Origin of the sequence: Aeromonas sp. 600479, from assembly GCF_049175515.1 — a bacterium.
GTDB lineage: Bacteria > Pseudomonadota > Gammaproteobacteria > Enterobacterales > Aeromonadaceae > Aeromonas > Aeromonas veronii_A.
Window position 1 is genome coordinate 418,012 of sequence record NZ_JAAKVF010000002.1, and the last position, 9,962, is coordinate 427,973.

General features: G+C 57.8%; 6 protein-coding genes. 3 read left to right on the top strand and 3 right to left on the bottom strand.

Features of this window, described 5'->3' with window-relative positions; translation table 11 throughout:
• Positions 1 to 63 precede the first annotated feature (63 nt).
• The 3 genes from nagC to nagB are packed head-to-tail and all read right to left on the bottom strand — an operon-like array spanning position 64 to position 3,238.
• Positions 64 to 1,278: a DNA-binding transcriptional regulator NagC gene (gene nagC / locus G5149_RS04605; RefSeq protein ID WP_421211794.1), complete on the bottom strand. Its 1,215-nt coding sequence runs from the start codon at positions 1,276 to 1,278 to the stop codon at positions 64 to 66.
• A 4-nt stretch (positions 1,279 to 1,282) separates the two neighbouring features.
• Positions 1,283 to 2,428, bottom strand: coding sequence for an N-acetylglucosamine-6-phosphate deacetylase (gene nagA, locus G5149_RS04610; protein ID WP_005344419.1), 1,146 nt, complete (start codon positions 2,426 to 2,428; stop codon positions 1,283 to 1,285).
• Positions 2,429 to 2,437: 9 nt separating this feature from the next.
• Complete coding sequence (gene nagB, locus G5149_RS04615; RefSeq protein WP_005344421.1) at positions 2,438 to 3,238, bottom strand: glucosamine-6-phosphate deaminase; 801 nt, start codon at positions 3,236 to 3,238, stop codon at positions 2,438 to 2,440.
• A gap of 273 nt (positions 3,239 to 3,511) precedes the next feature.
• On the opposite strand from nagB, the gene nagE reads away from it, so the two are divergent.
• The 3 genes from nagE to glnS all read left to right on the top strand — a co-directional run bounded on the left by nagE (position 3,512) and on the right by glnS (position 9,792).
• On the top strand, positions 3,512 to 4,990 hold the full coding sequence (gene nagE, locus G5149_RS04620; RefSeq protein ID WP_005344423.1) for an N-acetylglucosamine-specific PTS transporter subunit IIBC: 1,479 nt from the start codon (positions 3,512 to 3,514) through the stop codon (positions 4,988 to 4,990).
• A 121-nt stretch (positions 4,991 to 5,111) separates the two neighbouring features.
• Complete coding sequence (locus G5149_RS04625) at positions 5,112 to 7,775, top strand: beta-N-acetylhexosaminidase (protein WP_421211797.1); 2,664 nt, start codon at positions 5,112 to 5,114, stop codon at positions 7,773 to 7,775.
• A 355-nt stretch (positions 7,776 to 8,130) separates the two neighbouring features.
• The gene (glnS, locus tag G5149_RS04630; protein ID WP_236357299.1) at positions 8,131 to 9,792 is read left to right on the top strand and encodes a glutamine--tRNA ligase; all 1,662 of its coding nucleotides are present in this window, start codon (positions 8,131 to 8,133) and stop codon (positions 9,790 to 9,792) included.
• The last annotated feature ends 170 nt before the right edge of the window (positions 9,793 to 9,962 follow it).

Here is a 9,962-nt window from a genome sequence, read left to right on the forward strand (position 1 = left end):
CAAGTACACAATAGAAAACGGCAGCCACTGGCTGCCGTTTTGTTATCTCGCAAGATCAGAGCCTTACTTCTGCTCCATGATGATCTGCAGCAGATCTCCCTCCAGCAGGGCGCGCTTGACCAGCGCAAAGCCGCCATAGGTCGGCTGGTTCTGGAAGCGGGCTTTCACGATGGGCAGGCCACGGTGGAAGCTCGGCAGGGATTGATGCTCGACACAGCGGCGAATGGCCGGGAAGAGGATCTCTTCGGCGGCGGTGATTTCGCCGGCGATCAGCACCTTCTGCGGGTTGAACAGGTTGACCGTAATCGCCACCGCTCGTCCCAGATGCTCACCCACGTTCTCGATGACGCTGCGGGCCAGTTCATCGCCCGCCAGTGCCGCTTTGCACACCTCCTGAATGGTGATGTGCTTCTCTTGCAGCGCGCTCTGGTGGCCACGGCTGATAAGCTCCTTCACCTTGTCGACAATGGCCTCGTTGGAGGCGATGGTCTCGAGGCAGCCGAAGTTGCCGCAGTGACAGCGCTTGCCGAGGGGCTCGACCTGGATATGGCCGATCTCGCCGACGTTGCGGTTCTGGCCGAGGAACACCTGCCCCTTGGTGATGATCCCCGATCCCGTCCCCTGGTGAACGCTCACCAGAATGGAGTCCATGCAGTCGCGGGACTCACCAAAGAAGTGTTCGGCCAGTGCGAGGGAACGGGTGTCGTTACCCACGTAGCAGGGGAGATTGAAGTGGTTCTCAAGCAGCTTGGCCAGCCCCAGATTGCGGATCTGGTACTTGGGGGTGTAGATGACCATACCGGATTCCGGGTTGACCAGACCCGGCATGGTCAGCGCGATGCTGATGAGGTTGCGGTTGCGTTCGCTATTGGCATCGATGAAGGCGCCAATCTCCCGCAGCAGCATGTCGACCACGGGTTGCTGGTCGATCTCGGTCACCTGAATGACGTGCTGGTCGAGCTCCTTGCCATCGAGGTCATAGAGACTCAGTTGCAGGTAGCCGCGGCCCAGCTTGGCAGAGACAAACTGAAAGCGATGTTTGATGGTGGTCAGGGAGATGGCTCGCCGTCCGCCGGTTGAGGCTTGTGGCGAGGTCTCCTTGATCAGCCCATGCTCGATCAGTTGCCGGGTTATCTTGGTCACACTGGCCGGGGCCAGCTGACTCAACTCGGCAATCTTGACCCGGGAGATGGGGCCTTGCAGGTCGATGAGCCGATATACGGCTGCACTGTTGACCTGCTTGATAAGATCTACGTTTGCTATTTGTCCGCCAGTCATGATGTCACTGTTGTGTGTAGTGTCCGTTAACCACGGTCCCACGGACCGTGAAGTCCTGATCGAAGACAGTGAGGTTGGCTACTTTACCGACCTGGATACTACCGAGACGTGAGTCCCATCCAATGGCGCGAGCGGGGTAGAGGCTGGCCATTCTCAGTGCTTCATCGAGCGGTAATCCGACCTGCTTGACCAGATTTTCCACCCCCTCAATCATGGTGAGGGAGGAACCGCCGAGTGTACCATTCTCGTCGACACACTGACCATCGCGTAAAAAGACGGTGGTGCCACAAAAATCAAATTTCTCAAAGCCTTCCGGCGCACCGGCTGCCGCAGTGGCATCGGTGACCAGCACCAGTCGCTCTCCCAGCATCTTGTGCGCGAGGCGCACGTTGGCCCAGTGAACGTGGTGACCATCGACGATGATGCCCGCATAGACATCCTTGCGATCGTAGATGGCGCCCACGACGCCCGGCTCGCGACCGTTGAGGGTCGGGGTCATGGCGTTGTAGAGGTGGGTGGCAAAGCGAATACCGTTATCAAACCCGGTCATCGCCTGATCGTAACTGGCGGCCGTGTGACCGGCAGAGACCAGAATGCCCGCTTCCACCAGACGGCGGATATGGGCCGGCTCGTTGCGCTCCGGTGCCAGGGTGATCTTGGTGATGGCATCCGCGTTGGCGCAGAAGAAGTCGATCATCTCATCCGCTGGCTGGCGAATTTGCGCGGCAGGGTGGATCCCCTTGCGCTTGAGGTTGGTGTAAGGCCCTTCCAGATGAACGCCCAGCACCTCGTTGGGGTGTGCCGCCATGTAGTCGCGGGTCACCGCAACTGCCTGCTTCATGTCCGCATCCGGGCTGGTGATCAGGGTCGGCAGGAAGCTGGTGGTACCGGACTTGAGGTTAGCCGCCTGCATGGTCGCCAGAGTTTCGGCCGTGATCTCGGTGTTGAACATCACCCCGCCACAGCCGTTGAGCTGCACATCGATGAAACCGGCGGTCAGGTTGGCGCCCTTGAGGTCAATCAGCTCAATGCCCGCAGGCAGTTCGGCCAGGTGAGAGATGGCGACAATCTTGTCGCCTTCGACAAGCACCCCGTAGCCGGTCAGCACGCAGCTGCCGGTGTAGAGGGTGCAGTTGGTCAATGCGTACATGGCAACTCCTTACAGACGGCCGATGTTGGCGGCTTCCAGCTGCTGGAAGTAGCGAACGGTCTTGACCTTGAGCTCCATGGTGGAGGGCTCGTCGCACACCATCATTCCCTTCGGATGCAGTTGCAGAGTGGAAATGGTCCACATGTGGTTGACGCTGCCTTCCACGGCGGCCTGCAGGGCCAGTGCCTTGCCGTGGCCGGTCACCAGGATCATGATCTCTTCCGCATCCATCAGGGTGCCGACACCCACGGTCAGCGCCAGCTTGGGCACCTGCTCCATGTCGCCACCGAAGAAGCGGGAGTTGGCGATGCGGGTATCTTCGGTCAGGGTCTTGACCCGGGTGCGGGAAGAGAGGGAAGAGGCCGGCTCGTTGAACGCGATGTGACCATCGTTACCCACGCCACCCATGAACAGGTGGATCTTGCCGTAGGACTTGATCTTGTCTTCGTAGCGCTTGCACTCGGCCACCAGATCCTCGGCATTGCCGTTGAGGATGTTGATGTTTTCGGGACGAATGTCGATGTGACTGAAGAAGTTGTTGTGCATGAAGCTGTGGTAGCTCTCCGGGTGATCTTCCGGCAGGCCGACGTACTCGTCCATGTTGAAGGTGACCACGTTCTGGAAGCTCACTTCACCGGCTTTGTGCAACTCGATCAGGCGCTTGTAGGTATTGAGCGGCGTGCCGCCGGTGGGCAGGCCCAGCACGAAGGGACGATCTGCAGTCGGTTTGAACGCATTGATACGGTCAACGATGTAACGGGCAGACCAGAGGCCTACTTGGCTGGCAGATTTCAACGGGATCAGGCGCATGATGGATACCTCTGTTTCGGGTTGCGACCGGTTTGCTGGTGGCAATGGGCTAATACGGATTCTAGTTGTTTTATAGCGTAAATAAAGATTGCGGACTAAGCCACATCTATCCACCACATTTATCTTGTTTGGGTGATAAAGATCACGATTATTGGTTTATTAATTTGCGCAGCGAAATAAAAGTCCTAGACTGCCAATCAAGCCTTGATGGCTTATGCGTCAAACGTGATAAGCACTTAATTTCTAGAAAAACATTAACTAAGGAGAGGAACCGTGAACATTCTCGGTTATTTGCAAAAGATCGGCCGTGCCCTGATGGTGCCGGTAGCGGTATTGCCTGCCGCAGCGATCCTGATGGGGGTTGGCTACTGGATTGACCCGAATGGTTGGGGTGGTGACAGTGCGCTGGCTGCCTTCCTGATCAAGGCGGGTGCCGCCATTATCGACAACATGTCCGTACTGTTCGCAGTCGGTGTCGCCTACGGTATGTCCAAGGATAAAGACGGTTCTGCTGCCCTGGCAGGTCTGGTTGGCTTCCTGGTCGTGACCACTCTGCTGAGCCCGGGTGCCGTGGCCCAGATCAAGAGCATCCCGCTGGAACAGGTTCCTGCCGCATTCGGCAAGATCAACAACCAGTTCGTGGGTATCCTGTGTGGTGTCATCGCCGCTGAACTGTACAACCGCTTCAGTAGCGTCGAGCTGCACAAGGCGCTCTCCTTCTTCTCCGGTCGTCGTCTGGTACCGATTGTGACCTCCGTGGTGATGATCATCGTATCTTTCATCCTGATGGCCGTGTGGCCGGCAATCTACGGTGGTCTGGTTGGTTTCGGTGAATCCATCGTCAGCCTGGGCTCTACCGGTGCCGGTATCTACGCCTTCTTCAACCGTCTGCTGATCCCGATCGGTCTGCACCACGCCCTGAACTCCGTGTTCTGGTTCAACGTGGCCGGTATCAACGACATCCCGAACTTCCTGGGTGGTCAGGCTACCATCGATGCCGCTCTGGCCGCTGGCAAGAGCCTGGATCAGGTGAAAGGCGTGGTCGGTATGTACCAGGCTGGCTTCTTCCCCATCATGATGTTCGGTCTGCCGGGTGCTGCGTTGGCCATCTACCACTCCGCCAAGAAAGAGAACAAAGAGAAAGTTGCCTCCATCATGATCGCAGCTGCCTTCGCCTCCTTCTTCACCGGGGTGACCGAGCCGCTCGAGTTCTCCTTCATGTTCGTGGCGCCGGTTCTGTATGTCATCCACGCAGTGCTGACCGGTATCTCCGTGTTCATCGCTGCCTCCATGCACTGGATGGCCGGTTTCGGTTTCAGTGCCGGTCTGGTGGATATGGTGCTCTCCAGCCGTAACCCGCTGGCGACTAACTGGTACATGCTGATTGCTCAGGGTCTGGTCTTCTTCGGTCTCTACTACGTGGTATTCCGCGCCGTGATTGCCAAGCTGAACCTGAAAACCCCGGGTCGCGAGGAAGATGAAGATACAGCTCCGGCTGCTGCTCAATCTACCAACCGTACCGAGCTGGCCAAGCAGTATCTGGAAGTGCTGGGTGGTCAAGAGAACCTGGTCTCCATCGATGCCTGCATCACCCGTCTGCGTCTGACTCTGAAAGACCGCAGCATCGTCGATGAGCGCAAGCTGAAAGCCCTGGGTGCGGCCGGTGTGGTCAAACTCGGTGAGCAGAACCTGCAGGTGATTCTGGGCCCATTGGCCGAAATCATCGCCGGTGAGATGAAAGCCCTGCGTTAATCGAGCGACTCGCTCACTTCAAGTCTAAGTCCATTGTTGACATAACTGAGAGCCCCGCTTAGGGGCTCCATATAAAAAAGCCAAGAAAATCCAACCTTTACTTCAAATGAGAGCAGCAGTTATGAACTTGAAACATTCTCTGTTAGCCATTGCCATGTCTACCGTTTTTGTCAGCCAGGCCCAGGCGGCCGATGCAGCCAAGCAAGCCGTGGTCGATTCCCTCGCCAACAACCTGGTGGTCAAGTATGAAGTGGTCACCAACGATGGTGCCGGTGCTGGCCTCGATTGCCAGGCGCTCGGTTCCGAGTGGGCGAGCTGCGGTGTTGCCAAGCTGCACCTGACCAATACCGGTGCTGACGTTACCTCCAAAGACTGGAGCATCTATGTATCTTCCATTCGCCGTATTCAGCGGGTGGATAACGACCAGTTCACCATCGCTCACCTGACCGGCGACCTCTATCGTTTGACGCCAACCGAGAAGTTCCAGGGCTTTGCCAAGGATGCCACGGTCGAAGTGCCGCTGGTGGTGGAATACTGGGTATTGTTCGAATCTGACATTATGCCGAACTGGTATGTCGCCAGCGAAGGTGCCGAGCCGAAAGTACTGGCCAGTATGAGCAATATCGACGACGCCAGCACCTACGAGAAGCCGATGCCAGCTGATGGCTGGAAGCGTACCAAGGATGACAAGAACATCCTGATGAACAGCGAGACCCGTTTCGCGGCCAACCAGACCAGTACCCTGCTGCCGGCTGGCAAGATTGACAACCAGATCCTGCCGACCCCGATGAAGCAGGTAGTCAAAGCTGGTCCGCAAATCGACTTCTCCACCATCAAACTCAATGCCCTGGACTTGCCGAGCGATCGCGCCGAGGCCCTGAAGGCTCAACTGACCAAGCTGGGTGTTACCCTCTCCGACACCGGCTACCCGGTGACCATCAAGCTCGGCAGCAAGCTCAAGCAGGCTGAAGGCTATGACATGACCATCGGTCAGAAGGGCACCGTGATCCAGGGTCGCGACATCGACGGGGCATTCTGGGGTGCACAATCCCTGATCTCCCTGCTGGGTGTTGATGACAAGCTTGTGAGCCCGATGACCGTCGAGGATGCGCCGCGCTTTGAATACCGTGGCATGCAGACCGACGTGGCTCGTCACTTCCGCAGCCTGGATACCATGAAGAAACTGGTTGACCAGATGTCTGCCATGAAGCTCAACGTGCTGCACTTGGGCCTGACCAACGATGAAGGCTGGCGTCTCGAGATCCCGGGTCTGCCGGAACTGACTCAGGTCGGTAGCCAGCGTTGCCACGATCTCTCCGAAACCAAGTGCCTGCTGCCGCAACTGGGCTCCGGCCCGACCAGCGACAACCAGGGCTCCGGCTTCTACAGCAAGTCCGACTATATCGACCTGGTGCGTTATGCCAGAGCGCGCGGTGTGACCGTCATCCCCGAGATCAACATGCCGGCGCACGCTCGTGCCGCCGTGGTCTCCATGGAAGCGCGTTACAAGCGTCTGATGGCTGAGGGCAAAGAAGCGGAAGCCAACCAGTTCCGCCTGACTGACCCGGCTGATACCTCCAACGTTACCTCAGTCCAGTTCTACGACAAGATGTCCTTCATCAACCCTTGCCAGCCGGGTGCTGCCACCTTCGTGGCCAAGGTAATGGATGAAGTTGCCCAGATGCACCAGGCCGCCGGTCAGCCGCTGACCGCATGGCACTACGGTGGTGATGAGGCGAAGAACATCATGCAGGGCGGTGGCTATCAGGATCCGGCCGTCACCAAGAAAGAAGAGCTGGTCGCCTGGAAAGGCAACGTCGACTCCAGCAAGCAGGACAAGCCGTTTGGCAAGTCCCCGATGTGCCAGAAGATGATCGACGAAGGCAAGATCAAGGAAGTGGGCGAGCTGCCGGTTTACTTCGCCAAGGAAGTGGGCCAGATGGTCAAAGACCGCGGCTTCTCTACCCTGCAGGCGTGGGAAGATGGTCTGAAGTACGCCAGCGGTGCCAAGGACTTCGCCACCGACAGCACCCGTGTCAACTTCTGGGAAACCCTCTACTGGGGTGGCTTCAACGAAGCGATGAAGTGGGCCCACAAGGGTTACCAAGTGGTGCTGTCCAACCCGGATTACCTCTACTTCGACTTCCCGAACGAAGTGCACCCGGCTGAGCGTGGCTACTACTGGGCTACCCGTTTCAACGACACTCGCAAGGTGTTTGCCTTCGCCCCGGAAAACCTGCCGCAGAACGCCGAGACCTCGGTTGACCGCGACGGCAACGCCTTCGTGGCCAAGGGTGACCAGGATCCGGTCAAGTTCAAGGGGATCTCCGGTCAGCAGTGGAGTGAAACCGTGCGTACCGATGCTCAGTACGAATACATGGTCTACCCGCGTATCTTCTCCGTGGCCGAGCGTGCCTGGCACAAAGGTGGCTTCGAGCTGGATTACGTGAAGAACCGCGAGTTCTCCGGCGAGACCAAGTTCGTCAACAAGGCCACCCTCAACAAAGAGTGGAACCAGTTTGCCAACGTACTGGGTCAGCGCGTGCTGCCGAAACTGGATCAGGCCGGTGTTGAATACCGCCTCTCCGTACCGGGTGCCAAGGTAGTGAACGGTGTGCTGGAAGCGAACGTGGATCTGCCGGGTCTGCCCATCCAGTACAGCCTGGACGGTACCAACTGGAGTGCCTATGACGCCGCGGCCAAGCCGAGCGTGAATGGCAAGGTCTACCTGCGTACCACCAGCTTCGATGGCAAGCGCACCAGCCGTGTCACCGAACTGAACTGATAGCAGTCAACCGTTAACATGAGGTGGGTCGCAAGACCCGCCTTTCCCAAGGGCGATGGCGCATCGGGTTTGGGAAAGGTTGACTGTGCGTGTGAGCCTTTGTTGTGTGTAATTGTCTGTTTTGTGTTTTTCATCACTTTCAGCCCCGTCTAGTGCGGGGCTTTTTTATGCATTTGGTGTGCAATGTGCCAAGCCACGCCGTTTTTAGCGGTGCAATGGCCGGGAAATGGCCCGGAAGTGCCAAATTCAGGTTGAGACAGCGCCCGTAATAAGGGATCATACCCGGCTTGACGGCGGGGGGATGAGGGTGCCAGCCGGCACAACTTCCGCCAGTGACGCTTTTTTGAGGTGAGCCATGAGTCAGGCGAACAGCCCAACTAACTTTATTCGTCAGATCATTGATGAAGATCTGGCCAGCGGTAAGCACAGCAGCGTGCATACCCGTTTTCCGCCCGAGCCGAACGGTTATCTCCATATCGGCCACGCCAAATCCATCTGCCTGAACTTCGGCATCGCCCGCGACTATCAGGGCCAGTGCAACCTGCGTTTCGATGACACCAACCCGGTGAAGGAAGATATCGAGTACGTAGAGTCCATCAAGCAGGACGTACAGTGGCTCGGCTTCCAGTGGAACGGCGAGATCTGCTACTCCTCCGACTATTTCGACAAGCTGCACGGCTACGCCATCGAGCTGATTGAAAAGGGTCTGGCCTATGTGGACGAGCTGACGCCCGAGCAGATGCGCGAGTACCGTGGCACCCTGACTGAAGCAGGCAAAAACAGCCCGTTCCGCGATCGCAGCGTGGAAGAGAACCTGGCGCTGTTTGCCAAGATGAAGAATGGCGAGTTCGCCGAAGGCACCGCCTGCCTGCGCGCCAAGATCGACATGGCATCCCCCTTCATGGTGATGCGCGATCCGGTTATCTACCGCATCAAGTTTGCCCACCACCACCAGACCGGTGACAAGTGGTGCATCTACCCGATGTATGACTTCACCCACTGCATTTCGGACGCGCTGGAAGGGATCACTCACTCCATCTGTACTCTGGAGTTCCAGGACAACCGTCGTCTGTACGACTGGGTGCTGGACAACATCACCATCGACTGCCACCCCCGTCAGTACGAGTTCTCTCGTCTGAACCTCGAATACACCGTCATGTCCAAGCGCAAGCTGAACCTGCTGGTGACCGAGAAACATGTCGATGGCTGGGATGACCCGCGCATGCTGACCGTCTCCGGTCTGCGTCGCCGTGGTTACACCCCGGCCTCCATCCGCGAGTTCTGCAAGCGCATTGGCGTCACCAAGCAGGACAATATCGTCGAGATGAGCATGCTGGAAGCCTGCATCCGTGAAGACCTCAACGAGCATGCGCCGCGCGCCATGGCCGTGCTGCATCCGGTGAAAGTGGTCATCGAGAATCTGGTTGCCGACGAAGTGCTGACTGCCCCGGCCCACCCGAGCAATGCCGAGATGGGTACCCGCGAGCTGAACTTCACCCGCGAAATATTCATCGATGAAGCGGACTTCAAAGAAGAGGCGAACAAGCAGTTCAAGCGTCTGGTGCTGGGCAAGGAAGTGCGTCTGCGCAATGCCTATGTGATCAAGGCCGAGCGTATCGAGAAAGATGCCGATGGCAAAGTCACCTGCATCTACTGCAGCTACGATCCCGAGACCCTGGGCAAGGATCCGGCCGATGGCCGCAAGGTGAAAGGGGTGATCCACTGGGTCAGCGCCACTCACTCCCTGCCAGCGGAAGTGCGTCTCTACGATCGTCTGTTCAAGGTGCCGAACCCGGGCGCCGAGGATGACTTCGAAGCCGCGTTGAACCCGGAATCCCTGGTGATTATCGAGGGGGCCCGTGTCGAAGCTTCGCTCAAGAACGCCAAGCCGGAGCAGGCTTACCAGTTCGAGCGTGAAGGTTACTTCTGCGCCGACAACAAGCTCTCCAGCCCGGAGCATCTGGTGTTTAACCGCACCGTTGCCCTGCGCGACTCCTGGGGCAAAGTCGAAGGCTAACTCAGTAGGGCAGGGGAGATCCTGCCCTGTGCGATGCCACGGCCTGCGCCGGACAATAAAAAAGCCAGCTAATGCTGGCTTTTTTATTGTCCGTGTCCCGTCCTGAATATGGTTTACACCTTTCCTCCCAATAAATGGAGAACCGGATGGGACAAGGTGTGAAACGGACA

Coding starts and splice junctions, on each gene's coding strand:
- nagB (WP_005344421.1), bottom strand. CDS start 3,238: ATGCGCCTGATCCCGTTGAAATCTGCCAGCCAAGTAGGCCTCTGGTCT.
- nagA (WP_005344419.1), bottom strand. CDS start 2,428: ATGTACGCATTGACCAACTGCACCCTCTACACCGGCAGCTGCGTGCTG.
- nagC (WP_421211794.1), bottom strand. CDS start 1,278: ATGACTGGCGGACAAATAGCAAACGTAGATCTTATCAAGCAGGTCAAC.
- G5149_RS04625 (WP_421211797.1), top strand. CDS start 5,112: ATGAACTTGAAACATTCTCTGTTAGCCATTGCCATGTCTACCGTTTTT.
- glnS (WP_236357299.1), top strand. CDS start 8,131: ATGAGTCAGGCGAACAGCCCAACTAACTTTATTCGTCAGATCATTGAT.